General features: G+C 71.3%; 20 protein-coding genes and 1 pseudogene. 12 read left to right on the top strand and 9 right to left on the bottom strand.

What is annotated here, in order from left to right; translation table 11 throughout:
* Positions 1–37: 37 nt before the first annotated feature.
* The 3 genes from ACIQ8J_RS02225 to ACIQ8J_RS02235 are packed head-to-tail and all read left to right on the top strand — an operon-like array spanning position 38 to position 2,751.
* A complete protein-coding gene (locus ACIQ8J_RS02225) occupies positions 38–925 on the top strand; it encodes a metal-dependent hydrolase (protein WP_403263911.1) in 888 nt (295 codons plus the stop codon).
* A gap of 1 nt (position 926) precedes the next feature.
* Positions 927–1,994, top strand: coding sequence for a PDR/VanB family oxidoreductase (locus ACIQ8J_RS02230; protein WP_403263912.1), 1,068 nt, complete (start codon positions 927–929; stop codon positions 1,992–1,994).
* Positions 1,995–2,037: 43 nt separating this feature from the next.
* The gene (locus ACIQ8J_RS02235; protein WP_403263914.1) at positions 2,038–2,751 is read left to right on the top strand and encodes a TetR/AcrR family transcriptional regulator; all 714 of its coding nucleotides are present in this window, start codon (positions 2,038–2,040) and stop codon (positions 2,749–2,751) included.
* Positions 2,752–2,803: 52 nt separating this feature from the next.
* Here ACIQ8J_RS02235 and ACIQ8J_RS02240 read toward each other — a convergent pair whose 3' ends face one another.
* The 3 genes and pseudogenes from ACIQ8J_RS02240 to cynR all read right to left on the bottom strand — a co-directional run bounded on the left by ACIQ8J_RS02240 (position 2,804) and on the right by cynR (position 6,210).
* A complete protein-coding gene (locus ACIQ8J_RS02240; protein WP_403263916.1) occupies positions 2,804–4,858 on the bottom strand; it encodes an ATP-binding protein in 2,055 nt (684 codons plus the stop codon).
* Between the two features lie 69 nt (positions 4,859–4,927).
* Positions 4,928–5,242, bottom strand: a pseudogene (locus tag ACIQ8J_RS02245) (alpha-1,6-glucosidase domain-containing protein); the annotation flags it as partial.
* A gap of 71 nt (positions 5,243–5,313) precedes the next feature.
* On the bottom strand, positions 5,314–6,210 hold the full coding sequence (cynR, locus tag ACIQ8J_RS02250) for a transcriptional regulator CynR (protein WP_403263918.1): 897 nt from the start codon (positions 6,208–6,210) through the stop codon (positions 5,314–5,316).
* 138 nt (positions 6,211–6,348) lie between these two features.
* On the opposite strand from cynR, the gene ACIQ8J_RS02255 reads away from it, so the two are divergent.
* The 5 genes from ACIQ8J_RS02255 to ACIQ8J_RS02275 all read left to right on the top strand — a co-directional run bounded on the left by ACIQ8J_RS02255 (position 6,349) and on the right by ACIQ8J_RS02275 (position 9,632).
* On the top strand, positions 6,349–6,936 hold the full coding sequence (locus tag ACIQ8J_RS02255) for a carbonic anhydrase (protein ID WP_403263920.1): 588 nt from the start codon (positions 6,349–6,351) through the stop codon (positions 6,934–6,936).
* Between the two features lie 35 nt (positions 6,937–6,971).
* Entirely contained in the window at positions 6,972–7,442 is a 471-nt protein-coding gene (gene cynS, locus ACIQ8J_RS02260; protein ID WP_403263922.1) for a cyanase, read from the top strand.
* Between the two features lie 329 nt (positions 7,443–7,771).
* A complete protein-coding gene (locus ACIQ8J_RS02265; RefSeq protein WP_403263924.1) occupies positions 7,772–8,986 on the top strand; it encodes a helix-turn-helix domain-containing protein in 1,215 nt (404 codons plus the stop codon).
* A 91-nt stretch (positions 8,987–9,077) separates the two neighbouring features.
* Complete coding sequence (locus ACIQ8J_RS02270) at positions 9,078–9,284, top strand: hypothetical protein (protein WP_403263926.1); 207 nt, start codon at positions 9,078–9,080, stop codon at positions 9,282–9,284.
* Positions 9,285–9,422: 138 nt separating this feature from the next.
* Complete coding sequence (locus ACIQ8J_RS02275) at positions 9,423–9,632, top strand: DUF397 domain-containing protein (RefSeq protein WP_403263928.1); 210 nt, start codon at positions 9,423–9,425, stop codon at positions 9,630–9,632.
* Between the two features lie 292 nt (positions 9,633–9,924).
* On the opposite strand, the gene ACIQ8J_RS02280 is transcribed toward ACIQ8J_RS02275, so the two are convergent.
* From ACIQ8J_RS02280 to ACIQ8J_RS02300, 5 genes are all read right to left on the bottom strand, one after another.
* Positions 9,925–10,974 (bottom strand): LacI family DNA-binding transcriptional regulator, encoded by a 1,050-nt coding sequence (locus ACIQ8J_RS02280; protein ID WP_403263930.1) that lies wholly within the window; start codon positions 10,972–10,974, stop codon positions 9,925–9,927.
* Positions 10,959–12,602, bottom strand: coding sequence for a glycoside hydrolase family 13 protein (locus tag ACIQ8J_RS02285; RefSeq protein ID WP_403263932.1), 1,644 nt, complete (start codon positions 12,600–12,602; stop codon positions 10,959–10,961). The genes ACIQ8J_RS02280 and ACIQ8J_RS02285 overlap by 16 nt, the downstream gene beginning before the upstream one ends.
* A gap of 76 nt (positions 12,603–12,678) precedes the next feature.
* Positions 12,679–13,530 (bottom strand): sugar ABC transporter permease, encoded by an 852-nt coding sequence (locus ACIQ8J_RS02290; RefSeq protein WP_403263934.1) that lies wholly within the window; start codon positions 13,528–13,530, stop codon positions 12,679–12,681.
* 7 nt (positions 13,531–13,537) lie between these two features.
* A complete protein-coding gene (locus tag ACIQ8J_RS02295; protein ID WP_403263936.1) occupies positions 13,538–14,530 on the bottom strand; it encodes a carbohydrate ABC transporter permease in 993 nt (330 codons plus the stop codon).
* A gap of 76 nt (positions 14,531–14,606) precedes the next feature.
* On the bottom strand, positions 14,607–15,878 hold the full coding sequence (locus ACIQ8J_RS02300; protein ID WP_403263938.1) for an extracellular solute-binding protein: 1,272 nt from the start codon (positions 15,876–15,878) through the stop codon (positions 14,607–14,609).
* A 304-nt stretch (positions 15,879–16,182) separates the two neighbouring features.
* On the opposite strand from ACIQ8J_RS02300, the gene ACIQ8J_RS02305 reads away from it, so the two are divergent.
* The 3 genes from ACIQ8J_RS02305 to ACIQ8J_RS02315 all read left to right on the top strand — a co-directional run bounded on the left by ACIQ8J_RS02305 (position 16,183) and on the right by ACIQ8J_RS02315 (position 19,857).
* Complete coding sequence (locus ACIQ8J_RS02305; RefSeq protein ID WP_403263940.1) at positions 16,183–17,787, top strand: glycoside hydrolase family 13 protein; 1,605 nt, start codon at positions 16,183–16,185, stop codon at positions 17,785–17,787.
* Positions 17,788–17,812: 25 nt separating this feature from the next.
* Positions 17,813–18,841: a LacI family DNA-binding transcriptional regulator gene (locus tag ACIQ8J_RS02310; RefSeq protein ID WP_403263942.1), complete on the top strand. Its 1,029-nt coding sequence runs from the start codon at positions 17,813–17,815 to the stop codon at positions 18,839–18,841.
* Between the two features lie 104 nt (positions 18,842–18,945).
* Positions 18,946–19,857 carry a phosphatase PAP2 family protein gene (locus tag ACIQ8J_RS02315; RefSeq protein ID WP_403263944.1) on the top strand — a complete coding sequence of 304 codons (912 nt, stop codon included), beginning with the start codon at positions 18,946–18,948 and terminating at the stop codon, positions 19,855–19,857.
* A gap of 61 nt (positions 19,858–19,918) precedes the next feature.
* On the opposite strand, the gene ACIQ8J_RS02320 is transcribed toward ACIQ8J_RS02315, so the two are convergent.
* Positions 19,919–22,921 carry a bifunctional [glutamine synthetase] adenylyltransferase/[glutamine synthetase]-adenylyl-L-tyrosine phosphorylase gene (locus ACIQ8J_RS02320; RefSeq protein ID WP_403263946.1) on the bottom strand — a complete coding sequence of 1,001 codons (3,003 nt, stop codon included), beginning with the start codon at positions 22,919–22,921 and terminating at the stop codon, positions 19,919–19,921.
* A gap of 339 nt (positions 22,922–23,260) precedes the next feature.
* Here ACIQ8J_RS02320 and ACIQ8J_RS02325 point away from each other — a divergent pair, with 339 nt between their 5' ends.
* Positions 23,261–25,360, top strand: coding sequence for a PIG-L family deacetylase (locus tag ACIQ8J_RS02325; protein WP_403263948.1), 2,100 nt, complete (start codon positions 23,261–23,263; stop codon positions 25,358–25,360).
* Positions 25,361–25,365: the final 5 nt, after the last annotated feature.

Genomic DNA, 25,365 nt, shown 5'->3' on the forward strand with positions numbered 1-25,365 from the left:
CCTGTCGCTGCGGCGTACCCATCAGTACATTGACGCCATGTCTAATACGCCGCAGCCCGCTCCGGTGGCCTCGGAGCACATCGAGCTCAAGGCCCGGAACGTCTCCTTCGAGTGGGAGAAGACCCCGCTCCACTGGATACCCGGCGACCCGTTCACCGGCCACACCATCAATGTGCTGCATCTGCTGCTGCCGGCCGGTGAGCGCTGGTTCGTGCACGTGTACAAGCAGGTCCTGCCGTACATCACCGACGACCGGCTGCGCGAGGACGTCATCGGCTTCATCGGGCAGGAGGCCGTGCACTCCGCCGCGCACGACGACGTACTGCCCCATCTGAAGAAGCTCGGCCTGGACCCGACGCCGTACACCGCGCAGGTCGACTGGCTCTTCGAGAAGCTGCTCGGGGACCGGACGCTGCCGCCGGGCCGGGCGCGCCGGTGGTGGCTGATGGAGCGGGTCGCCACGATCGCGGCGATCGAGCACTACACGGCGTTCCTCGGCAACTGGATCCTCAACGCCGAGACCCTCGACCGGCGCGGCGCCGACCCGATGATGCTGGACCTGCTGCGCTGGCACGGCGCCGAGGAGGTCGAACACCGGGCGGTGGCCTTCGAGCTGTTCATGCACGTCGACGGCGGCTACCGGCGCCGGGCCCGCACCTGGGCGACCGCGTTCACCGCGCTCGCCTTCCTCTGGCAGCGCGGGGCCCGCTTCTTCATGGCGAACGATCCGACGCTGGCGGACGGGAAGGCGAGCTTCGGGGAGTTCTACCGGGCGGGGCGGAAGGGGCTGCTGCCGTCCACCCCCGCCATGCTCAAGTCGATCCCGCGCTATCTGAGCCGCGGCTACCACCCCTCGCAGGAGGGCAGCACGGCCCAGGCCGTCGCCTATCTCGCCTCCTCCCCCGGCGCCAACGGAGGCCGCTGACATGCCCCGTGCCACCACCGTCGCCCTGGTCGCCGGGTCCGCGCTGCTCGCGCGGCGCGCGCTGCGCCGCCGCATCGCCACCTCGCCGCTGTGGCCGATGCCCGCCCTGGAGGACCCCATATCGGGGCGCGGCACGCGGCGTTCCACAGTGACGCGGAAGCTGACCGTGACCGGGCGGACCGAGCCCGCCGAGGGCGTCGTACAGCTGCGTCTTGAGGCCCTGGACGGGGCCGGGCTGCCCTCCTGGGAGCCCGGCGCCCACCTCGATCTGGTCCTGCCCTCGGGCCTCGTACGGCAGTACTCGCTGTGCGGCGATCCGGCCGACCGCTCCTCGTACACCGTGGCCACGCGGCTCATCGCGGACGGCCGGGGCGGCTCGCGCGAGGTGCACGAGCAGCTCCGGGAGGCGGTCGAGCTGTCGGTGCGCGGACCGCGCAACCGCTTCCCGCTGGTGCCGAGCGCGTCGTACGTCTTCGTCGCGGGCGGCATCGGGATCACACCAATTCTCCCCATGCTGAAGGCAGTTGAGGCGTCCGGCGGTGACTGGCGACTGCTGTACGGCGGGCGGTCGCGGGCCACGATGCCCTTCCTGGACGAGATCGAGAAGCTGGGCCCGGGGAAGGTCGTGATCGCTCCCGAGGACGAGTGCGGGCTGCCGGACCTCGCCGCCTTCCTCGCCGACTCCCCCGCGGACGCCGCCGTCTACTGCTGCGGCCCGGAGCCGCTCATGGACGCGGTCACCGAGGCGCTCCGTCCCGGCCGCACCCCGCATCTGGAGCGGTTCGCGCCGGGCGCGGCCGCGGCGGGCACCGGCTTCGAGGTCGAGCTGCGCCGATCGGGCCGCACGGTGGCCGTACCGGCGGACAAGTCGCTGCTCACCGCCCTGCGCGAGGAGCTCCCCAACGTCTCGTACTCCTGCGAGCAGGGCTTCTGCGGGACCTGCCAACAGCGCGTCCTGGCGGGCGAGATCGACCACCGCGACGACCTGCTCACGGATGCGGAGCGCGACGACTCGATGCTGATCTGTGTATCGAGGTGCCTGGGGCCGAAGCTGGTGCTCGACCTTTAGAGCGGGTGGCCGCGCAGACAGGCCGTATAGGTACTCTGTTCGCATGACGACCGGGGTACGGCGCAGGATGGGCGTCGACGAGCGCAGGCAGCAGTTGATCGGGGTCGCCCTCGAACTGTTCAGCCACCGCTCGCCCGACGATGTGTCCATCGATGAAATAGCGGCGGCCGCCGGGATTTCGCGGCCGCTGGTCTATCACTACTTCCCCGGCAAGCAGAGCCTGTACGAGGCCGCGCTGCGCCGGGCCGCGGACGAGCTCGCGGGCCGCTTCATGGAGCCGCACGAGGGGCCGCTCGGCGCCCGGCTGCTGCGGGTGATGGGGCGGTTCTTCGACTTCGTGGACGATCACGGCCCCGGTTTCTCCGCCCTGATGCGGGGCGGCCCGGCGGTCGGCTCCTCCACCGCGAACGCCATGATCGACGAGGTGCGCAACGCCGCCTACCTCCAGATCCTGGCCCACCTGAACGTCCAACAGCCGCCCGCGCGCCTTGAGTTGGTCGTCCGGTCATGGGTGTCGCTCGCCGAGTCGACGGCGCTGATCTGGCTGGACGGGCGGCGGATCCCGCGCGGCGAGCTGGAGTTGCAGCTGGTGCACGACTTCGCGGCGCTGGCCGCGGTGAGCGCCGCGTACGACCGGGAGATGGCGGCGATCCTGCTGCGGATGCTCGCGGAGGAGCCCGCCGACGGTCCGTTCGGCGACCTGGTGTCCCGGCTGACCGCCCTGCTGCCCGCGGTGCCCGCGCCCCGCGTGGGCTGAGGGCGACGGGGGCCGATGCGCCTCGGCCGCCACCCGGGAGGCACTCCATTGGTCAACTCCGGCCCGGCGGACCGCCCTTGAGGGCGAGTCCGAGCCCTTCGTCCAGGCCCGTGGTCACGCCCCGCTCGAAGGCCGACTCGTACGCTCCGTCGCCGACCGCCGCGCGCGCCCGGAGCTCGCACTCCTCGCGGACGGCGGTGAGTTCGGGCGCGCCCATCTGCGCCTTGCCGACCGTGCGCCAGCACTCCTGGCCGACGCCGAGCAGCAGCGCGCCGCCCTCGCCGTCGCCCTGGGCCGCGACCGCGCAGGCCAGCAGGTCGAGGCCGATCGCGATGCCGAAGCTGTCGTGCAGGAGGCGTTTGCCGGCGAGCATGGCACGGGCGTGTGCGGCGGCCTCGGCGGGCCGGTCCAGGGCGAGTGCGCTGGCGGCCAGCATGTAGTCGGCGTACGCCCGCATCCAGCGCTCGCCCCGCGCCGCGCACTCGTCGCGCAGGCGGACGGCCTCGGTGGCCGCCTCGGTGTAGCGGGCCAGGCTGTTGAGGGCGTAGATCCGGGCGAGCACGCACAGCACGCGGCCCGCCGAGAAGCCGGTGTCCTGGGCGAGGGCGGGGCCGAGGATGTCCAGGGCCCGCTTGGGGTCGCCGGGCATCAGGACACTGGCGCCGTACAGATAGGCGGCGCGAAGGCGCTGCTCGGGGTCGGCCGCGGCGTGGGCGCACTGCTCGCCGAGCCGGTAGGAGGTGGCGAAGTCGCCCTGAAGGAGGGCGGTCATGCCGAGCGCCCACACGGCGGTGGCGCGGTACGGCCCCGGCGCGGGGCAGCCCTTCAGGGCGCGCTCCAGGTAGTCGCGGCCCTCGCGCAGCCGTCCGCAGCAGAACCAGACGAACCAGAGCGAGCCCGCCATGTCGAGCGCGGCCTCGGGGTCGGTGGTGAGGAGGTGTTCGAGGGCGGTGCGCAGATCGGCGTGCTCGGCCTCCAGCCGTACGTACCAGTCGAGTTGACCGGGGCCGAGCCAGGCCGCGTCGGCCTCGTGGGCGGTGCGGAAGAAGCGGCGGGCGTGCCGGTCGGCCACCTCGGGCGCCTCGCCGAGTTCGCGCAGCCAGCGCAGCCCGTACTCGCGGATGGTGTCCAGCATGCGGTGGCTCATGCGGCCGGACGCGTCGAGCCGGGTGCGGACGACCGACTTGTCGATGAGCCCGGCGAGGACCTGTTCGACGCGGGCCGCGGGAAGGGGGCCGCCCGCGCCGATGTCCTGGGCCGAGGCGAGGTCGAAGCCGCCCGCGAACACGGCGAGTCTGGCCCACAGGAGCCGCTCCAGGGGCTCGCACAGTTCGTGGCTCCAGCCGATGGCGGTGCACATGGTCTGGTGGCGGGGCAGGGCCGCGACCCCGGTGTCGGCGAGCACGTCGAAGCGGGAGCCGAGCCGGGCGGCGAGCTGCTCGACGGTCCACAGTCTGAGCCGGGCGCCCGCGAGTTCAAGGGCGAGCGGGATGCCGTCGAGGCGGTGGCAGACGTCGGCGGCCGCGGCGGCGCGGGCCGGGTCCTCGAAGTCGAGGTGCGGCACGGCCTCGGTGGCGCGCTCCTTGAAGAGGGTCAGCGCCTCGCCCGCGACGGGCAGCGGCTCCAGCGGGAAGACGTGTTCCTGCGGCCGGCCCAGCGGTTGCCGGCTGGTGGCGAGGACGGTGAGTCCCGGTGAGGTCTGGAGCAGTTCACCGATGAGGTGGCCGCAGGCGCTGATGAGGTGTTCGCAGGTGTCGAGCACCAGGAGGGGGCGCTTGTCGACGAGCCAGCCGCAGAGCGCTTCGCAGGTGGTGCGCAGGCTCTGGTCGGTGAGGCCGAAGACGTCGGCGACGGTGGCGGCGAGTAAATTCCGGTCCCTGAGCGGCGACAGCTCCACCCACCAGACCCCGTCGGGGTGACGGCCCTCGATCCGCCGGGCGGCCCGCAGGGCGAGCCGGGACTTTCCGACCCCGCCGGGCCCCGTGACGGTGACGAGACGGTGCCGGTCGAGGAGGCTGTCCAGGCCGGCCAGCTCGGCCGACCGCCCGATGAAACTCGTGCTCTCCGCAGGAAGGTTCCCCACCACGGGCACAGTCTGGACCACCATGCGGAACACGACGGAACCCGGGGCGGGGAACAACCGAATTAACTCGTCCAATGATCAGGATTGATCGGTTCAGTGCCGCTTGAAGACCGCAACAGTACGAGCCGGGATTGTGAAGCTCCCCGTTCCCTGGTCGTAGGTGGCCGCTCTCACCACCGGGTCGGCACCGGACGCCTGGCGGGGGTGCGGTGCGTACGGTGTGCCCGCGAGGGCGGGCACCCGGTGGGTCCGGGTCTGCGGGGTCGCGTTGAAGACGACGACCAGTCCCCCGAGCCGCATGGTGATCACCCCGGGGGTCTCGTCGGGTCCGGACAGCGGGAACGAGAGGGCCGACTGGACCTCGGCGCAGCCCGGGGTGAGCGACGGATTCGTCAACAGGGGCTTGGCGTTTTGAACAGAATCCGGCACGTGATCTTGGCCCACCCCTGCAAGAAGTCGCGGCCGCGGCCCTGTCCCGCTCAGGCCGGGGCGTAGCCGCGGTCGCGGACGAGCTCGCGGGTGAGCCGGGTGAACTCCCGTGCCGCCGCGCTCCGGTACGCGCTCTCGCGGCGCAGCAGGGCGACCGTGCGGGCGGGCAGGGGCGGTTCCAGCTCGACGGGCGCGAGGTGGGGGTGGTCGTGCGTGATGGCGTCGGGCAGGACGGTGGCGAGCGGGGTGCGCCGGACGATCTCGGTCAGCGCCTGGATGGAGTTGGCCTCGACCGCGATGCGCGGGGTGACGCGGTGCCGCCCGAGGTAGTCGTCGATGTGCCCGCGCGTGGCGAAGTCACCGCTGAGCAGCGCGAGTTGAAGATCGGCCAGTTCGCGCACGGGCAGCGTTCCCGTGACCGCGCCCGAGGCGCCGACGACGAGGCCGAGGGTCTCGGTGAACAGGGCGGTGGCCTCGATGCCGGGCAGGTGCGGGCCGTGGAAGGCGATGCCGAGGTCGAGCTCGTCGGCGAGCAGCGCCGCTTCGATGCGGTCCTGCGCCAACTCCCGTACGTCCAGGGTGATGTGGGGGTGGCGGGCGTGCAGCTCCGCGACGAGGGGGCCGACGAGGTACGCGGTGAAGGTCGGGGTCACCGCGAGGCGCAGGCTGCCGCGCGAGAGGTCGGCGACGTCCAGGACGGCACGCTCGGCGGCGGCCAGCTCCCGCAGGGCGCGCCGCGCGTAGTGCGCATAGGTCTCGCCCGCGTCCGTGAGCCGTACCGAACGTCCGGTGCGATCGAGGAGCTGGACACCCACGGTGCGCTCCAGCTGCTTGATCTGCTGGGAGAGCGTGGGCTGGGAGACGCGCAGCTCTTCGGCGGCGCGGGTGAAGTTGCCCTGCTCGGCGACGGCGAGCAGATAACGCAGATGACGCAGTTCCGGGGCCATGCGACCCACCATAGAAGCCGACCATAGATGAGACCAATAGCAGACATCGAAATTACGACTTGGACGCTATAGATCCAGCTCATGCATGGTGGATCTCGTCAGCCCCGCGGGGGCGGACAGCCACCGAAGGGACTGACCATGCACAACCTCACCGAGGGCCTGGCGCGTTTTAGGCGCGATGTCTTCCCGGCCAAGGCGGAGCTCTTCGCCCGCCTGGCCACGAACCACCGGCCGACGACGCTGTTCATCAGCTGCTCCGACGCCCGCGTGGTGCCGGAACTGATCACCGGCAGCGAGCCGGGCGAGCTGTTCGTCATCCGCACGGCCGGCAACCTCGTTCCCGCCTACGCACCCGGCATCGACGGCATCGCGGCCAGCATCGAGTACGCGGTCGCCGCCCTGGGCGTCACCGACATCGTCATCTGCGGCCACTCGGCCTGCGGCGCGATGACCGCCCTGGCCGAAGGCCACGACCTGGGCGCCCTGCCGACCACCGCCGACTGGCTGCGCCATGCGGACGCGGCGCGGGCCCGCACCACCACCGCGGGGGTCGACGCCCTCGTACGGGGCAACGTCCGTGCCCAGTTGACGAACCTGGTCACCCACCCGTCGGTGGCCCGCGCCCTGGCACAGGGCACGGTCACGCTGCATGGCTGGTGCTACGACATCGGCAGCGGCACCGTCGAGGAACTCGACATCGCGAACCGCTTCGCCCCGGCCGCCTGACCCCCTTCACCCTTCCCCCGAAAGGAATCCTTCCCATGATCCACGCCCAGTTCGACACCACCGCCCGCCAGACCCTCGCCACGACCGCCGTCGAGGCGAAGGTGCGCAAGGACCTGTCCTGGCAGCAGATCGCCGACGCGGCGGGCCTTTCGGTCGCCTTCGTCACCGCGGCCGTGCTCGGCCAGCACCCGCTGCCCAAGGCCTCGGCCGAGGCCGTCGCCGCGCTCCTGGGCCTGGACGACGACGCCGCGCTGCTCCTCCAGACCATCCCGAGCCGCGGTTCGATCCCGGGCGGCATCCCCACCGACCCGACGATCTACCGCTTCTACGAGATGCTCCAGGTGTACGGCACGACGCTGAAGGCGCTGGTGCACGAGCAGTTCGGGGACGGCATCATCAGCGCGATCAACTTCAAGCTGGACGTCAAGAAGGTCGCCGACCCCGAGGGCGGCGAGCGGGCCGTGATCACCCTGGACGGCAAGTACCTCCCGACGAAGCCGTTCTGACCCAAGCGGGCCGGAGTTCCCGGGGGCTCCGCCCCAGCAGGTCCGACATCCTCGGATTTGCTGGGCAGCGGGGCCTTCCCGCAGGTCAGAAGCTGGACGGCACCGACGTACTCCCGCTGACCACCTGAACCGGTGGCCCCGTCCACCGCACCCGCATCGACTTCCACCGCGGCCCCGCCCTGTTCGGCGGGAAGGCCGCCGCCCCACTGGCCAACGTCCTTGCCGGCCGAACCACACCACAGGGCCCGCGCTCATCCCCCCATTCGCGGGGCGACGGGTGTGGGGGCTTTCCGTGTTTCCTGCTGAGCTGCCGGGCGTAGCGTAGGGACATGGCCTCTGAGCACTTGGGCGACCGGTTGAGTCGTCTGCGTCGCCTCGCCGATCTGACTCAGGAAGGGTTGGCGGAGCGGTCTGGCGTCTCTGTGGATGTTGTGCGAAAGCTGGAACAGAAGCGCAAGCACAGTGCCCGACTGCCTACACTCCATGCTCTGTCAAAAGGGCTCGGGGTCGAGCTCACAAGCCTGTTGGGAGACCCCCCGGGTGTCCCCTCCAACGGCGAGGCAGACCCCCCGGCGTTGGTTGCTGTGCGCCGAGCGATCATGCCGCCGCTGTTTGCTCCGCCACCGGAGCCGACCGGAGCCGAGCGGCTCTCCCTGCCACTCCTGCGTGCAGAGTTGACCGAGGGGTGGACGCTTTACCACGATGCCGAGTTCGGCCGTCTCATGGCGGTGCTACCAGGAATCATCGCTGACGCCCGCCTCGCCGCCGCTGTGGGCACTCCGGAACAGCGGGCCGCCGGGCAGGGCGCGTTGAGCAAGGCACTGCAACTCGGCGGACACCTGTCCGTCCGTCTGGGCAAGTCGGATCTTGCGCTGTCGGCTCTGGAACGAGCCATAGAAGCAGCGGGGCAGTCGGCGGACCCATTGCTGCCCGCCATGGTGTCGAACTCTGTCGCATGGGCCTACCAACGGCAGAACCGGCTGGACGACGCGCAGCACCTCGCCGTGTACGCGGCAGACGGAGTCGAGAAGGGACGCATCCACACTGCCGAAGGAGTCCGCGTCTGGGGCGGTCTCCTCATGTCGGCTGCCACCAGCTACGCGAGGAACGACGACTACGACACCGCCGACACGATGATGAAGACAGCGGAGAGGGCAGCAGACCGCCTCGCCACGCTCCCGCCCCCGGTGGACAGCAAGTTGGTGTCCGTCTTCAGTCGGTCGTCGGTCCGCATTGAACGTGTCCGCCTCGCCGTCCAGCACGAACGGCCCGAAGAGGCCTTGGCCTTGGCCAAGGGAATGCGGCTCAGCAAGGACACCCCACCGTCGTGGCGCACGTGGCTCCTGCTGGACGTGGCCCGCGCACACACGGACGTCGGGGATGCTGCGGGTGCCGTTCGCGCACTCGAATCGCTGCGGCGGGTGGCTCCGGCATGGATGCGGCACCACACGCTCGCCGTGGCCATCGTCAGCGATCTGTGGGAGTCGTCAGCCCGGCCGCCGGGCCTGCGCAAGCTCGCCGATTTTCTGGGTGTCGCCAATTAGCCTGCTGAGACTAGGACGTTGCGTCCCTGGGGAACGTCGCTGCCCGGCGGAATGATCGCCACACGACGTAAGAAGGGGACGGCGAGACGACATGAGCAGCAGGCGATTCGCAGTGGACACAGGCACGGATGCCGTCGGCGAGATCGTGGCCGAGTACGAGGGGTCGGTGTTCCTCCGTCCGCCCGGTGGCGGTATCGAATGGAGTTCGCCGCCGGACCGGGTACGGCCCTGCACCGAGGCGGAGTTGCGGAGTGCGCAGGTGCTCTCGACACGCGTCGTCGCCTTCCCGTGGGCGTAACCAAGCGCCCTCCACCAGCCCGCCTGTACGCCGGCTACTCACGCGTACGGCTGCCCGAATGAAGTGGACCGGTCAGAGGCGGGATCGTACGACGGCGCGGGGACCGCATCCCCGCACGCAAGGCGAAGGGATGGGCCCATGACCGAAGTTCCCGGGTTCGAGTTCCGCACGTCCAGCACGTGCACGTATGAGAACAACAACCCTCGCTGCATCGAGGTGGCAACGAATGTCCCCGGCAAGGTGGCCGTTCGTAACTCTGTGACCGGTCGCGCCGTCGAGTTCACGGCGGTTGAGTGGTCCGACTTCCTGGCGGGTGCCAAGCTGGGGGAGTTCGACCTCTCGGCGTAGGAGCTTGCCCGTGATCCAGTGCCCGCGCTGCGGTGGTAGCGCAGAACCAGACCCGGAGCACTCCGGCGTGATCCGCTGCCTGTCGTGCTGGGAGGCCTGGACACTGCCGGCCGAGCGGCATTGCCCGGGTATCGGCCGAGGAACCTTCACCTCGGCTCTGCGGATGCTGGAGGAGTACCGGGACCTGAACCACTGAGTCCCACTACCAGCCCTGCCCGTCTGCGCTCCCCCTGGCAGGCGGGCGGGGCTTCCGCGTGTGCGCCGGAGGGGCTGGATCGTTGCCCGCCGGCGCTCAGCCCCGCACCCCCGCCGTGGACCCCCGTACCACCAGTTCCGGCTGGAAGACGAACTCCGTCTGCTGGACCGGGGTGCCGGATATCTCCTCCAGGAGGGCCGACACCGCCGCCGTCGCCATCGCCTGGACCGGCTGGCGGACCGTGGTCAGGGGCGGGTCGGTGAAGGCGATGAGCTGGGAGTCGTCGAAGCCCACCACCGACACGTCGCCCGGCACGTCCAGGCCGCGCTCGCGGACCGCGCGCACCACGCCGAGCGCCATCATGTCGCTGCCGCAGACGATCCCCGTGCAGCCCGCATCGAGCAGCGCGCCGGCGGCCACCTGGCCGCCCTCCACGCTGAACAGGGTGGGCCGGATGTACGCCGCGGCCTCCTCCTCGCGCAGCCCCATCCGCTCCCCCAGCGCCGCCGTGAACCCCTCGGCCTTGCGGCGGGAGGGGACGTACCGCAGCGGTCCGACCGCGAGCCCGACGCGGGTGTGCCCGAGGTCGGCCAGGTGCCCCACCGCCATCCGCACGGCCGCGTGGTCGTCCGGCGAGACGAAGGGCGCGCGGATGGCCTCGTTGTAGCCGTTGACCAGGACGTACGGGATGCCCCGTTCGGCGAGCGCCAGGTAGCGGGCCGGGTCGGTGGAGGCGTCCGCGTGCAGTCCGGACAGGAAGACGATGCCGTTGACGCCCCGCTCCTCCAACTGCTCGACCAGCTCGTCCTCCGTTGCCCCGCCCGGCAGTTGGGTGCACAGGACCGGCGTGAAGCCGTGGCCCGCCAGGACCTGCTCCACCGCCTGCGCGAACGCGGGGAAGATCGGGTTGGTCAGCTCCGGGGTGACCAGGCCGATCAGCCCCGCGCTGCGCCGGCGCAGCCGCGCCGGGCGTTCCCAGCCCAGCACGTCCAGCGCCGCGAGCACGCGCTGCCGGGTGGGGTCGGCGACGCCGGGTTTCCCGTTGAGCACGCGGCTCACGGTGGCCTCGCTGACGGCGGCCTGGGCCGCGATGTCGGCGAGGCGCGGCCCGGCGGGCCGACCGGGACGGCTCACACCTCCCACCACACGGCCGTGTCGGAGGGAAGGCCGAACTCCCCTTCTTTCAGGGTCACTTGGGCGCTCGACAGGATGATGCGGCCCGGCAGTGGCAGCCGTACCGCCGCGTCCGTCAGGTTCACCGTGCACACGAAGCCCTCGCGGGCGAAGGCGAGCACGCCCTCCGGTGCGTCCAGCCAGCGCACGTCGTCGCCGGCGCCGAGGCCCGGGTGGGCGCGGCGGGCGGCGATGGCCCGCCGGTACAGCTCAAGGGTCGAGTCCGGGTCGCCGGTCTGCGCCTCGACGCTCAGCGCGCCCCAGGAGTCCGGCTGCGGAAGCCAGCTGCCGCCGCTGCCGAAGCCGTACGAGGTGCCCTCGACGGTCCACGGGATCGGGACGCGGCAGCCGTCGCGGAAGCCGTCCTGCCCGGCGGCGCGGAAGAACGAGGGGTCCTGGCGGACCTCGTCGGGCAGATCGGTGACATCGGGCAGGCCCAGCTCCTCGCCCTGGTACACATACGCCGATCCCGGCAGCGCGAGCATCAGCAGGGTGGCCGCCCGCGCCCGGCGCAGGCCGAGTTCCCGGTCGCCCGGGGTGCGCAACTGGGTGCCCAGGCCCTGCGGGTTGGCGAACCGGGTGGCGTGCCGGGTGACGTCGTGGTTGGACAGGACCCAGGTGGCGGGGGCGCCGACCGGGCGCATCGCGGCGAGCGAGACGTCGATGACCTCGCGCAGCGCCGCCGCTTCCCAAGGGGCGCCCAGGTACTGGAAGTTGAAGGCCTGGTGCAGTTCGTCGGGGCGTACGTAGTGCGCGGTCCGCTCGACCGTGGGCGTCCACGCCTCGGCGACGGCGATGCGCTCACCGTCGTACTCGTCCAGGATGGTCCGCCAGGACCGGTAGATCGCGTGCACGCCCTCCTGGTCGAAGAACGGCATGACGTCATTGCCGAGCAGCTTGAGCTGGTCGGCGCCGCCGATGTCGGGCAGGCCGGGTGCCTTGACGAGTCCGTGGGCCACGTCGATACGGAATCCGTCGACGCCCATGTCCAGCCAGAACCGCAGGATGGAGCGGAACTCGTCGGCGACCGCCGGGTGCTCCCAGTTGAGGTCGGGCTGCTCGGGGGCGAAGAGGTGGAGGTACCACTCGCCGTCCGCCGTGCGCGTCCAGGCGGGGCCGCCGAAGATGGACTCCCAGTCGTTGGGCGGGAGTTGGCCGCTGTCGCCCTTGCCGGGGCGGAAGTGGTAGCGGGCCCGCAGCGGGGAGCCGGGCCCCTCGGCGAGGGCGCGCTTGAACCACTCGTGCTGGTCGGAGGAGTGGTTCGGTACGAGGTCAACGATGATGCGCAGGCCCAGTGCGTGGGCGTCGCGGATCAGCGCGTCGGCATCGAGCAGGGTGCCGAACATCGGGTCGATGGCCCGGTAGTCGGCGACGTCGTAACCGGCGTCGGCCTGCGGGGAGGCGTAGAAGGGCGAGAGCCAGACGGCGTCGACCCCGAGGTCGCGCAGATGCGGCAGCCGGCTGCGCACGCCTTCGAGGTCGCCCATTCCGTCGCCGTTCCCGTCGGCGAAGCTGCGCGGGTAGACCTGGTAGATCACGGCGTCCCGCCACCACTGGGTGCCGGTGGTCCGGGGGCGAGGGGCAGCGATGTGCTGGGTCATGTCGTCCTTAACGGGGTCTGGGGGCGTCGGCCCCCGAGAAACCTGGTGCTGTCGGGGGCCGGGGCGGGGCCCCGGCTCATCCCTTGGTGGCGCCCGCGGTCATGCCGGTGACCAGGTGCTTCTGCACCAGGTAGAACACGGCGGAGACCGGGATCGCGATGAGTACGGCGGTGGCGGCCATGTAGTTCCACTGGGCGTCGTGCTGGCTGACGAAGCTCGCGAGGCCCACGGCGAGGGTGTACTTGCCGTCGTCCAGCATGAAGGTGGAGGCGAACGCCACCTCGCCCCACGCGGTGAGGCAGGTGTAGAAGGCGGCCACCGCGAGGCCCGGCCTCGCGAGCGGCAGGATCAGCCGGAAGAAGGTGCCGAAGGGGGTGAGCCCGTCGACCCGGCCCGCCTCGTCGATCTCGATGGGGATGGAGTCGAAGTACCCCTTGAGCATCCAGGCGCAGTACGGCACCGCGGTGGAGCAGTACACCAGGATGAGGCCGCCGTAGGTGTCGATGAGGCCGAGGTCGCCGAGGATCTGGTACATCGGCACGATCAGCACGGCGATCGGGAACATCTGGGTGACGAGCAGCACCCACATCAGCTTCCGGTAGCCGGGGAAGCGCATCCGCGAGACCGCGTAGCCGGTGGTGGCGGCGAACATCACGCCGATGACGCAGGTCGCGAACGCGATCAGGGCGGTGTTGCCGAGCCAGGTGAAGAAGTGGGTGTGCTCGGTGACGAACGCGTAGTTGGAGAAGGAGAGTTTGGACCAGATGCGGCCCGGGTGCAGATAGTCGTCCTTGTCCGGACCGAGGGAGACGAAGAGCAGCCAGCCGACCGGGAAGAGCGCCACGAGGCCGGCAAGGCTCAGTGCCACGTGCGACAGGACGGCGGTGCGGCGCCGGCCCTGGTCCCGGGAGACGGCCTTGGTGGTCATGGGGGCATCAGACCTGTTCATTGCGGGCCAGCCAGCGTCGGTAGAAGGAGGTGAAGACGATCAGGATGGAGAGCAGCAGCACACCGTAGGTGGCGGACTGGGCGAAGTCGCGGGGCTGCTGGCCGAAGCCGAGCCGGTAGGCCCAGGTGACGAGGATCTGGGCGTCGGGGGCGCCGCCGTTGCCGAACAGCAGGAAGATGATCACGAACTGGTTGAACGTCCAGATGATGCCGAGCAGCACGACGGTGGCGCTGACCGGGCGCAGCCCCGGCAGGGTGACGTGCCGGAAGCGCTGCCAGGCGCTCGCGCCGTCCATCTCGGCGGCCTCGTACAGATCGGCGGAGATCGACTGGAGTCCGCCGAGCAGCGACACCATCATGAACGGCACGCCGACCCAGGTGTTGACGACGATCGCGGCGAGCTGCTGGAAGTGCGGCTGCTCCAGCCACTGCGGCTGCGGCAGGTGGAACGCGCCGAGTACGGAGTTCACGATGCCGGAGTCGCTGAGCATCAGGCGCCAGGAGAAGACGGTGACGAAGCTGGGCACCGCCCAGGGCAGGATCAGCATCATCCGGTAGAAGGTGCGGCCGCGCAGCTTCTGGTTGAGCAGCAGGGCGAGCGCGAGCCCGATGACGTAGTGCAGGGTCACACAGGCGGCGGTCCACACGATGGTCCACAGGAAGTGCGACCAGAACCGCTCCCAGGCGGTCGGCCCCCACAGGATGTCCGCGTAGTTGCGCAGCCCGACGAAGTCGTAGGTGGCGTCGATGTGGTTGACGCCGATGGTGCGGGCCGAGTTGAGGCTGTTGGCGTCGGTGAGCGTGTAGTAGATGCCCTGGGCGAGCGGATAGAGCACCAGGACGCCGAGCACCACGACGATCGGCGCGATCATCGCGTACGCGTACCAGTGCTTCTGCCAGGACCGCCTGAGGCGTTCCAGCGGCCCTGGGCGCTCCTTGGACGCGCTCTTGGGGGCCGCGCCATCGACGGCAACGGTCATCTCGACACCTTTTCCGGGAAGTTCGACGGGCGCGCGGCCGGGCCGTCCTCGGCGGAGAACGGCCCGGCGGCGGGGCTCACTTGGTGAAGTCGGGGACCAGCTTGGCCATGTCCTGCGAGAGGTTCTTCGCCCCGTCGGCCACGCTCTCGCCGTTGGCGATCTTCGGCAGCTCGGTGTCCATCGGGGTCCACAGCGAGCTGTACTCGGGCAGCTCGGGGCGCGGCTGGGCGGCGCTGAGGACGCCCTGGTAGCCGGCGATGCCCGGGTCGGCCTTGACCTGCGCGGTGAAGGCGTCCTCGCGGGTGGGCAGCGTGGAGTTCTTGAGCGCGATGGTCTCCTGGCTCTTGGCCGAGGTCATGAAGCCCACGAACTTCAGCGCGGCGGCCGCGTGCGCCTTGTCGGAGCCCGCGTACACGGACAGGTTGTGGCCGCCGGTCGGGGCGCCCGCCTTGCCGGTGGAGCCGGCCGGGACGGCGGCGATGCCCAGGTTGGCCTTGTCCTTGAACGCGGAGCCCTTGTAGAAGTTGGTGATCTCCCACGGGCCCTGGACGATCGCGGCGACCTTGCCGTTCACGAAGGCGTCCTGGATGTGCGCGTACGCGTCGGCGGTGACGTCCGCCTTGTGCAGACCCGGACCGTCGAACAGACCCTTCCAGGTCTCAAGTCCCTTGATGGCGGGGGCACTTGCGATGGTGACCTTCTTGCCGGCGGTGTCCACGGTGTCGGTGCCCTCGCCGTACAGGAACGGCTGCGCGTAGTACCCGGCGGTGGAGCCCCAGTAGCCGTCGACGCCGGCCTTCTCCTTGACCAGCGCGGCGTCCGCCTTCAGCTCGTCCCAGGTGGCGGGGGCCTTGGCGATGCCGGCCTTGGCGAAGAGGGACTTGTTGTAGACGAGGGCGAGGGTGTCGGTGACCAGCGGGGCTCCGTAGGTCTTGCCCTGGTACTGGGCCTGCTTGATCAGGTTGGGCCGGAACCGGTCCTGGTCGGCGAGGGCCTCGGTGCCGTCGAGCGGCAGGAAGTAGCCCTTCTTCGCGAAGGCGGGGGTCCAGCCGACCTCGGCGCGCAGCACGTCCGGGGCGCCCTTGGCACCGGCGGCGGTGTCGAACTTGTTCTGCGCCTGGTCGAAGGGGACGTTGACGTACTTCACCTTGATCGTCGGGTTCGCCTTCTCGAACTCCGTGACCAGCGCCTGGTACGTGGGGGCCTCGTTGGTGGCGTTCGAGGTGTCCCACCAGGTGATGGTGACGGGGCCGTCCGCCTTGCCGCCGCCGCTGTCGCTGCCACCGCAGGCCGTCGCCGCGAGCGCCAGGGCCGCCGTGAGCGCGGTGGCCGCTATGCCACGTCGCATGTGAACTCCTTCACTGGGTGCCGTTCCATCACGGCGCCGGATCGCCAGGAACGTAACAAGGATGAAAGGAGTCCGAAAGAGCTTGCGAAGAATTTCTGCAAGGCCAGGGGATCGTTACATCAGCGTGTCCGCACGGTTGCCGTTGTGCGCCTTGTCAAAGCCGGTACGCCTGGTCCATGGGCACCCGCCACGCCCCTGCAAGACTTCCGCAAGTCCTTGCAAGCCTGTTACTTTCGGAAGCCATCGGCGTTGATCCCGTAGGCGCGCGATCGCAGGGGTTGCAGGCTTTCGAGAGGGACCACACATGACGCAGGAGCTGACGACGACCGCTCTCCCGCAGGGGCACACCGGCCCGCGGACCGGCTGGTGGCGCGACGCCGTGATCTACCAGGTGTACGTGCGCTCCTTCGCGGACGGCGACGGCGACGGCATCGGCGACCTGCCCGGCATCCGGGCCCGGCTGCCCCATCTGAAGGACCTGGGCGCGGACGCGGTCTGGCTCACCCCCTTCTACGCCTCCCCGCAGGCCGACGGCGGCTACGACGTGGCCGACTACCGGACGGTGGACCCGCTCTTCGGCTCCCTGTCCGACGCGGACGACCTGGTGCGCGAGGCCCACCGGCTCGGACTGCGGGTCATCGTCGACATCGTCCCCAACCACACCTCCGACCAGCACGCCTGGTTCCGGTCCGCGCTGGCCAGCGGCCCCGAGCGCGCGCGCTACCACTTCCGCCCCGGCAAGGGCGACAGCGGCCAACTCCCGCCCAACGACTGGGAGTCGGTGTTCGGCGGCCCCGCCTGGACCAGGACCGCCGACGGCGACTGGTACCTGCACCTGTTCGCCCCCGAGCAGCCCGACCTCGACTGGGACCACCCCGAGGTGCGCGCCGAGTTCGAGTCGGTGCTCCGCTTCTGGCTGGACCTCGGCGTCGACGGGTTCCGCGTCGACGTCGCGCACGGCATGGTCAAGGCGGCGGGACTGCCCGACATCGGCGCGCGCGAACAGGCCAAGCTGATCGGCAGCCAGGTGCTCCCCTTCTTCGACCAGGACGGCGTGCACGAGATCCACCGCGCCTGGCGCCGCCTGCTCGACTCCTACCCGGGCGAGCGCATCGCCGTCGCCGAGGCCTGGGCCCCCTCCTCCGAGCGGCTCGCCCTGTACGTACGCCCCGACGAACTCCACCAGGCCTTCAACTTCCAGTTCCTGACGTGCCCTTGGGACGCCGAGGAGATGCGCGCCACCGTCGACGCCTCGCTCGAAGCGGCCGGCGCGGTCGGCGCCCCCACCACCTGGGTGCTCTCCAACCACGACGTCGTACGCCATGTGACCCGCTACGGCGGCGGCGAGCAGGGCCTGCGCCGGGCCCGCGCCGCCACCCTGTTCATGCTGGCGCTTCCCGGCTCCGCCTACCTCTACCAGGGGGAGGAGCTCGGCCTGCCCGAGGTCACCGAACTGCCCGACGAGGTGCGCCAGGACCCGGCCTTCCACCGCGCCGCCGGTCAGGACGGCTTCCGCGACGGCTGCCGGGTCCCGATCCCGTGGACCGGCGAGGGACCTTCGTACGGATTCGGCAGCGGTTCGTCCTGGCTGCCGCAGCCCGACTCCTGGCGCGGGCTTTCGGTCGCCTCCCAGTCGGGCGACCCGCACTCCACCCTTGAGCTCTACCGCTCGGCGCTCACCCTGCGCCGTGAACTGCCGGGCCTCGGCGACGGCACGATGACCTGGCTCCCGGCACCGGACGGAGTGCTCGCCTTCACCCGCCCCGGCTTCGTCTGCACCCTCAACACCCTGGACCGCGAGGTCCAACTCCCGCTCCCGGGAAAGCCGTTGCTCACCACCGCCGATGTCCGGTTCGACGACACGAGCGCCCTGCTCCCGGCCGAATCCGCGGTCTGGTGGGCAATCTGACGTGCGACCGGTACAGTCCCATCCCGTGACCGCACGGCTTGCCGACATCGCAGCCCAGGCGGGGGTCAGCGAAGCCACAGTCAGCCGCGTGCTCAACGGCAAGCCCGGTGTGGCCGCCGGCACCCGCGAATCCGTGCTCGCCGCACTCGACGTGCTCGGCTATGAACGGCCCGTACGGCTGCGCCGCCGCAGCGCGGGGCTCGTCGGCCTGATAACTCCGGAACTGGAGAACCCGATCTTCCCCGCCCTCGCGCAGGTCATCGGCCAGTCGCTGACCCGGCAGGGATACACCCCGGTGCTCGCCACCCAGACACCCGGCGGGTCCACCGAGGACGAGCTCACCGAGATGCTGGTGGACCGGGGCGTCTCCGGCATCATCTTCGTCTCCGGACTGCACGCCGACACCACCGCCGACATGGAGCGCTACGAGCAGTTGCGCGCCCAGGGCGTCCCCTATGTCCTGGTGGACGGTTTCTCGCCGAAGGTGCAGGCGCCCTTCATCTCCCCCGACGACCGGGCCGCGATGCGGCTCGCGGTCACCCACCTCGCGGCGCTCGGCCACACCAGGATCGGCCTGGCGGTCGGCCCCAAGCGGTTCGTGCCGGTGCTGCGCAAGATCGAGGGCTTCACGGCCGCCATGCAGGACCGCCTGGGCCTGACGGCCACCGAGGCGGAAGACCTGATCCAGCACTCGCTGTACACCCTGGAGGGCGGCCAGGCCGCCGCCGCCGCGCTGATCGCGCAGGGCTGCACCGCGGTGGTGTGCGCCAGCGACATGATGGCGCTCGGCGCGATCAGGGCCGCGCGCCAGACGGGTCTGGACGTACCGCGTGATGTCTCTGTGGTGGGCTTCGACGACTCTCCGCTGATAGCGTTCACCGACCCGCCGCTGACCACCATCCGCAAGCCGGTGACCGCGATGGGTCAGGCGGCGGTCCGCGCCCTGCTCGAAGAGATCGGCGGCACCCCCGCCCCGCACAGCGAGTTCGTGTTCATGCCCGAGTTGGTCGTACGCGGTTCGACTTCCGGCGCGAAACCCCGAAGCCGACCCTGACGTACCCGGCGGAAGACCTCGTCCCCAGGGAGTAGCAGGTGCGGAGCGAACCCGACCGGAGGATGATCGGCCTGGGGTATGTGCATCTGGCAGACTCTCTCCCTATGGGTGAAATGACCGTGAAGACTCTGGAAGGCCGGACGGCCGCTCCACCGAACGAACCGTCGGCCTCACCCACCACCACCGAACCGGTACGAACGGGACTTTCGGCCCGGTTGAGAGGGCTGCGCCTGCCGCGCCGCCCTCGCGTCTGGTTCGAAGTGCTGCTGATCGCGGTGAGTTACTGGGTGTACTCGCTGATCCGCAACGCGGTGCCCGAGCAGAAGGCGCAGGCACTCAAGAACGCCGACTGGATCTGGAGCACCGAGCACCACCTCGGCATCGCGGTGGAGCGGTCCATCAACCATGCCGTGGATTCGGTGACATGGCTCATCATCGGCATGAACTACTACTACGCGACACTGCACTTCATCGTCACCATCGGTGTCCTGGTGTGGCTGTTCCGTAGTCATCCCGGCCGCTACGCGGCCTCCCGGCTCGCCCTTTTCGCGACGACGGGCGTGGCCCTGGTCGGCTACTACTTCTTCCCGCTGGCGCCGCCCCGGCTGATGAACGGCGGCCACTTCATCGACACGGTGCTCGTGCACCACACCTGGGGTTCGATGGCCTCGGGCGACCTGAAGAACATGTCGAACCAGTACGCGGCGATGCCGTCCATGCACATCGGCTGGTCGACCTGGTGCGGCCTGACGATCTTCGCCCTCGCGTCCGCGCCCTGGGCGAGGATCCTGGGTCTGCTGTACCCGATGGCTACGCTGGTGGTGATCGTCTCCACGGCGAACCACTTCTGGCTGGACGCGGTGGGCGGCCTGCTCTGCCTGACCTTCGGCTTCCTGGTCACCCGCGTCTGGTACGGCAGCCTCCCGCACCGGCTGCCGCGGCTGGTGCGCCCGAAGCGGCCGGGCCCCGCCTTCAAGCGCCGCTCGGCGAAAGAATCCAGCCCGTCCGGCGTTTGAGGGCTGGGGGTCTGGGGGGCTGCGGGTCCGGGGGCGAAGCCCCCGGCGACCCCGCCGCACGCTACAGGTGCGCCCCGTAGAACAGCTCTTCCACCACCGCCCGCGCACGCCGCGTAAGGCGCCGGTAGTCCTCCAGCATGTCCCCGACATGCCCCGGCTCGTACCCCAGGTAACGCCCCACCGCGGCCAGCTCCCGCCCGTCGGAGGGGAAGGTGTCGCCGGCCCGCCCGCGCACCAGCATGACCCCGTTGCGCACCCGCGTCGCGAGCACCCACGCCTCGTCCAGTATCGAGGCCTCCTCGGTGTCGATCAGCCCGGCCGCGTGCGCGGCGGCCAGGGCCCCTCTGGTCCTGGTGGTGCGCAGGCCGGGGATCTCCCAGCCGTGCTGCATCTGCATCAGCTGGACCGTCCACTCGACGTCGGACAGACCGCCGCGGCCGAGCTTGGTGTGCAGCGTGGGGTCGGCGCCGCGCGGCATCCGCTCGGACTCCATCCGGGCCTTGAGGCGGCGGATCTCGCGCACCGCGTCGTCACCGAGGCCCTCCACCGGATACCGCAGCGGGTCGATCAGCTCGGTGAAGCGGACCCCGAGGTCCCGGTCGCCCGCCATCACCTCGGCGCGCAGCAGCGCCTGGCTCTCCCAGACCAGCGACCAGCGCCGGTAGTACGCCTCGTACGACTTCAGCGTGCGCACCAGCGGGCCGGACTTGCCTTCCGGGCGCAGATCCGCGTCGATGAGCAACGGCGGGTCGGTGGTGGGGAGTTGGAGGAGTCTGCGCATCTCGGCGACCACCCTGGCCGCGGCCTGCGAGGCCTCCTGTTCGCCGACGCCCTCGCGGGGCTCGTGCACGAACAGGACGTCCGCGTCGGAGCCGTAGCCGAGCTCGTGGCCGCCGAAGCGGCCCATGCCGATGACGGCGAACCGGGTGGGCAGGGTGTCGCCCCACTCGGCCCGCACGGCGGCCCGCAGGGCGCCCGCGATGGTGGCCGCGTTCAGGTCGGTGACCGCGTTGCCGACCCGGTCGACGAGCGCGCCCGGGTCCTCCTCGGCGGGTCTGTCCTCGGTGCCGTACGAGCCGATGAGGTCGCCCGCCGCGGTGCGGAACAGTTCGCGGCGGCGCACTCCGCGGGCGGCCGCGACCGCGCCCTCGGCGGTCTCCGCGCGGCCGACCGCGGCCAGTATTTCCTGCTCCAGGTGGTCCCGGCCGCGCGGGGCGAGGCCGCCCTGGTCGCCGAGGATGGCCACCGCCTCGGGGGCCCGGAGCAGCAGGTCGGGGGCGAGCCGGCCGGCCGAGAGGACCCGGGCCAGGTTCTCGGCTGCGGCGCCCTCGTCGCGGAGCAGCCGCAGGTACCAGGGGGTCTTGCCGAGCGCGTCGGAGACCTTGCGGAAGCCGAGCAGTCCGGCGTCGGGGTCGGCGGAGTCCGCGAACCAGCCCAACAGGACGGGCAGCAGGGTGCGTTGGATGGCGGCCTTGCGGCTCACGCCGGAGGACAGCGCCTCCAGGTGGCGCAGGGCCGCGGCCGGGTCGGCGTAGCCGAGCGCTTCGAGGCGGTGTCCGGCGGCGCGGGCGCTGAGCCGGATCTCGCCGGGCGCGAGCTGCGCGACGGCGTCCAGGAGCGGCCGGTAGAAGAGCTTCTCGTGCAGGCGCCGCACCGCGGACGCGTGCCGCTTCCACTCCCTGTTGAGGCTGGCGACGGGCTCGGTGCGCAGCCCGAGCGAGCGCCCGAGCCGGCGCAGATCCGCCTCGTCCTCGGGGACGAGGTGGGTGCGGCGCAGCCGGTAGAGCTGGATGCGGTGCTCCATGGCGCGCAGGAAGCGGTACGCCTCGTCGAGCTGGGCGGCGTCCGCCCGGCCCACGTAGCCGCCCGCGGCGAGGGCGGCGAGCGCGTCCAGGGTGGTGCCGCTGTGCAGCGTCGCATCGCTGCGCCCGTGCACCAACTGCAGGAGCTGGACGGCGAATTCGACGTCGCGCAGCCCGCCGGGGCCGAGCTTCAGTTCGCGTTCGACCTGGGCGGCGGGGATGTTGTCGACCACCCTGCGCCGCATCTTCTGCACATCGCCGACGAAGTTGTCCCGGTCGGCCGCCATCCACACCAGCGGTGAGACGGCGTCGACGTACTCCTGGCCCAGCTCCGGATCGCCGGCCACCGGCCGTGCCTTGAGCAGTGCCTGGAACTCCCAGGTCTTGGCCCACCGCTGGTAGTACGCGAGATGGCTGGACAGCGTGCGCACCAGCGGCCCGTTGCGGCCCTCCGGGCGGAGGTTGGCGTCGACCGGCCAGATCACGCCCTCGACGGTGGTCTCCGAGCAGATCCGCATGAGGTGCGAGGCGAGCCGGGTCGCGGCCTGGAGGGCCTTGCCCTCGTCGGCCCCTTCGATGGGCTCGGCCACGAAGATGACGTCGACGTCGGAGACGTAGTTGAGCTCGTGCCCTCCGCACTTGCCCATCGCGATCACCGCGAGCCGGCACTGGGCGGCGTCGGCGGGCGCTGCGGTGCGGGCGATGGCGAGCGCGGCGCGCAGCGTGGCGGTCGCGAGGTCGGCCAGTTCGGCGGCGGCCTGCGCCACGTCGGTCGTGCCGCACACGTCGCGGGCGGCTATGGCGAGCAGGCAGCGCCGGTAGGCGACGCGCAGCGTCACGGGGTCGACGGCCTCGGCGAGACCCCGCTCGAACTCGGCGACCCCGGGGTGCAGGTCGGCCGCCTCATAGGTGACCAGGGCATGCCAGTCCCGGGGGTGGCGGGCCAGGTGGTCGCCGAGCGCCTCGGAGGCGCCGAGCACCCCGAGCAGCCGGTCCCGCAGCGGCTTCGCCGCGACCAGCGTGTCCAGGAGCGCCTGCCGCTCGTCGGCGTCCTGGGCCTGGGCCGCCTCCACGACACGGACGAGCCCGAGGAGGGCCAGATCGGGGTCGGCGGTGGCACCGAGCGCGTCCAGGAGGACCGGATCGGACCGTACGGCCGACAGTTCGGGGGTCTCCAGGAGGCGCTCGGCGGCCGAGGGATCGGTGAAGCCATGTCGCAGCAGTCGCGTGAACGTACTGCTCCTGCGCCCCGGCACCGTCATCTGGCCGCCTCCCACGTCGCACGCCCGCACACCCGGCCCGGGTCCGGCGGAACCCGGCCGCCCGGTCGGGCCCCGGCCTCCGAGCCTAGCCGCAGTGGGCGCCCCGGGGCCCGGCGAGGTGCTTCCCGGGCGGCCGCACAGGACGGCCCGCACTCCCCGGGGTGATCAAGGCCACATCATTCGCCACGAGTCCAAATGAACCCGATTCTTGACCCTTTCATCTTCCCAGCCGATCAGGTTCTGACCAGTCCTGATCGAGCACTCAGGACCGGACTCGGCCAGGACGTGCTCCGCACCCTGACCGGCCGCCGAGGCCGCCCGTACCGAAAGACCGCATCCATGAAGTCCAGGCTGCCGCTGCGCTCCGCGCTGCTCTCCCGCCGTGGCGCCGTCGCCGGCTCCGCGCTCGCCGCCGTGCTCCTCACGGGCGGGGTCTTCGCGGAACTCGCGATGTCGGACAGCGAGGGTCCGGACACCCCGCACGCCGGCGCCTCGGGCACGCCGGCGGCCATGACCTCGGGAGCGGTGCGGCCCGCGGACGGCTCCGTGATGCAGATCATGGCCCATCCGGACGACGACCTCTTCTTCATGAACCCGGACACCGGCCAGTCGCTGCGCTCGGGCCGCCCCATCACGTCGGTGTACGTCACGGCGGGCGAGTCGGACGGCGTGAACTCCCCGCCGCCGAAGAAGCCGGGCGGCCCGAAGCCGAAGGCCGACCGGGCGAAGTACTCCGAGGCCCGCCAGAACGGCATACGCGGGGCCTACGCGCAGATGGCGACCGGCGACCGGGCGAGCGCGTGGACGCGGGTCTCCATACCCACCGCCGGCGGTGGCACCGCCGAGCTCGACACGCTCGACGCCCACCCCGAGATCCACCTGGTGTGGGTGCAGCTGCGCGAGGCCGAGTCGATCCTCGGCAACCAGCCGCACAGCCTGCGCGGCCTGTGGAACGGCCAGGTCGCCACGCTCACCTCGCAGCTGTCCTCGGGCACCCCGGCCCACCCCTTCGCGTACACGAAGGACCAGGTCGTCAAGACGCTCGCCGGGCTGATGGAGCGGTTCCGCCCGACGCATGTGCGCACCCTGGACCCGACACCGGGCGTGGACGGCAAGCCGCAGAAGATCATCGACCACCAGGACCACATCTTCAGCGCCCGCTTCGCCCAGGCCGCGCTCCAGCTGTACGCCAAGTCCGCGAACCACCCGGACTTCACCATCCAGACCTACCTCGGCTACAACACCAGCCACCTGCCGCACGCCTTCGCCAAGCCGGCCTCCGACGCCAAGGCCGACATCGTGAAGACGTACGCGTGGATGGACCCGGACGACAACTACTGCGCCAGCACGGCCGGTTGCGGCGACCGCAAGGTCTCGACCAGTCCGTACGGCAACAACTGGGCCCAGTCGGTCCGTTACAGCCGCACCAACTCCACCTCCTGGCTCCAGTCAGCCAAGGACGGCAGCCTGTGGGCGTTCGGCGTGCTCGACCAGCGGCTCGCCGTCTGGCACAAGGCGCCCGGCGCGGACGGCACTTGGGGCAAACCCGAGCTGCTGCCCGGCGACGGCATGGACTCCGGGGTGAGCGCGACGCGGCTGCCGGACGGCCGGCTCGCGGTGTTCGGCACCCGTACGGTCTTCGGCGCCGGGCTCACCGACTACCACCGCGAGGTGGTGGCCACGGAGCAGACGGCGGACGGCGGCTTCGGTCCGTGGCGTTCGCTCGGCGCGCCCGACCGGAGCGGCAGCGACGGCGTCTTCGACATGTCCACGCCGACCGCGGCGGTGGACGGCTCCGGGAAGCTCACCGTGTTCCTGCGCGGCGGCGACCGGCAGCTGCACTCCGCGGCCAGGACCGCGGACGGCGGCTGGACCCCGTGGACCGGCCTCGGCGGCGCCGGCCTGGTCGGCGACCCGGTGGCGGCCACCGACGGCGGCGGCCGCGTCCACGTGTTCTCCAGCACCCCGAAGTCGATGCTGACCTGGGCGCAGGCGGACCCGGGCGCCCCGGTGCCCGCGCGCGCCGAGGAGACCAAGCTGCCGCCGAACACGACGGGCCTGTCCGCCCGCGCGGACGGCGACGGGGTGCGGGTGTACTACCGCCAGGGCGGCTCGGGCAACGTCCAGAGCGTGCTGTTCACCGGGACCGTCCCGTCCGCGGTCACCGACCTCGGCGACACCTCCGGCTACGGCATGGTCGGCGCGGCCGGCCCGCTGCTCGCGGGCCGCACCGCCTCCGGCGCGCTCGCCACCCTGGAGCCGGGCGGCGCGGCCCCGCAGTGGAAGCCGGACAGCACCATCCTGTTCACCGGCGCCCCCTCGGCCGTGCAGGACGGCCGCGGCACCGTGGCGGCGGCGATCGGTCTGGACGGCCGCTTGTACTGGACGCAGACCGCCGCCGACGGCCCGATCGGCGGCTGGAAGCCGGCCGGAAAGTAGCCGCC

Source organism: Streptomyces sp. NPDC094147, from assembly GCF_044764265.1.
GTDB lineage: Bacteria > Actinomycetota > Actinomycetes > Streptomycetales > Streptomycetaceae > Streptomyces.

Excerpts from the sequence above, each read along its gene's own strand:
- ACIQ8J_RS02325 (WP_403263948.1), top strand. The coding sequence starts at position 23,261 with ATGAAGTCCAGGCTGCCGCTGCGCTCCGCGCTGCTCTCCCGCCGTGGC.
- ACIQ8J_RS02255 (WP_403263920.1), top strand. The coding sequence starts at position 6,349 with ATGCACAACCTCACCGAGGGCCTGGCGCGTTTTAGGCGCGATGTCTTC.
- ACIQ8J_RS02270 (WP_403263926.1), top strand. The coding sequence starts at position 9,078 with ATGAGCAGCAGGCGATTCGCAGTGGACACAGGCACGGATGCCGTCGGC.
- ACIQ8J_RS02315 (WP_403263944.1), top strand. The coding sequence starts at position 18,946 with ATGGGTGAAATGACCGTGAAGACTCTGGAAGGCCGGACGGCCGCTCCA.
- ACIQ8J_RS02265 (WP_403263924.1), top strand. The coding sequence starts at position 7,772 with ATGGCCTCTGAGCACTTGGGCGACCGGTTGAGTCGTCTGCGTCGCCTC.
- cynR (WP_403263918.1), bottom strand. The coding sequence starts at position 6,210 with ATGGCCCCGGAACTGCGTCATCTGCGTTATCTGCTCGCCGTCGCCGAG.
- ACIQ8J_RS02290 (WP_403263934.1), bottom strand. The coding sequence starts at position 13,530 with ATGACCACCAAGGCCGTCTCCCGGGACCAGGGCCGGCGCCGCACCGCC.
- ACIQ8J_RS02320 (WP_403263946.1), bottom strand. The coding sequence starts at position 22,921 with ATGACGGTGCCGGGGCGCAGGAGCAGTACGTTCACGCGACTGCTGCGA.
- ACIQ8J_RS02305 (WP_403263940.1), top strand. The coding sequence starts at position 16,183 with ATGACGCAGGAGCTGACGACGACCGCTCTCCCGCAGGGGCACACCGGC.
- ACIQ8J_RS02240 (WP_403263916.1), bottom strand. The coding sequence starts at position 4,858 with ATGGTGGTCCAGACTGTGCCCGTGGTGGGGAACCTTCCTGCGGAGAGC.
- ACIQ8J_RS02295 (WP_403263936.1), bottom strand. The coding sequence starts at position 14,530 with ATGACCGTTGCCGTCGATGGCGCGGCCCCCAAGAGCGCGTCCAAGGAG.
- ACIQ8J_RS02285 (WP_403263932.1), bottom strand. The coding sequence starts at position 12,602 with ATGACCCAGCACATCGCTGCCCCTCGCCCCCGGACCACCGGCACCCAG.
- ACIQ8J_RS02230 (WP_403263912.1), top strand. The coding sequence starts at position 927 with ATGCCCCGTGCCACCACCGTCGCCCTGGTCGCCGGGTCCGCGCTGCTC.
- ACIQ8J_RS02235 (WP_403263914.1), top strand. The coding sequence starts at position 2,038 with ATGACGACCGGGGTACGGCGCAGGATGGGCGTCGACGAGCGCAGGCAG.
- ACIQ8J_RS02275 (WP_403263928.1), top strand. The coding sequence starts at position 9,423 with ATGACCGAAGTTCCCGGGTTCGAGTTCCGCACGTCCAGCACGTGCACG.
- ACIQ8J_RS02225 (WP_403263911.1), top strand. The coding sequence starts at position 38 with ATGTCTAATACGCCGCAGCCCGCTCCGGTGGCCTCGGAGCACATCGAG.
- cynS (WP_403263922.1), top strand. The coding sequence starts at position 6,972 with ATGATCCACGCCCAGTTCGACACCACCGCCCGCCAGACCCTCGCCACG.
- ACIQ8J_RS02300 (WP_403263938.1), bottom strand. The coding sequence starts at position 15,878 with ATGCGACGTGGCATAGCGGCCACCGCGCTCACGGCGGCCCTGGCGCTC.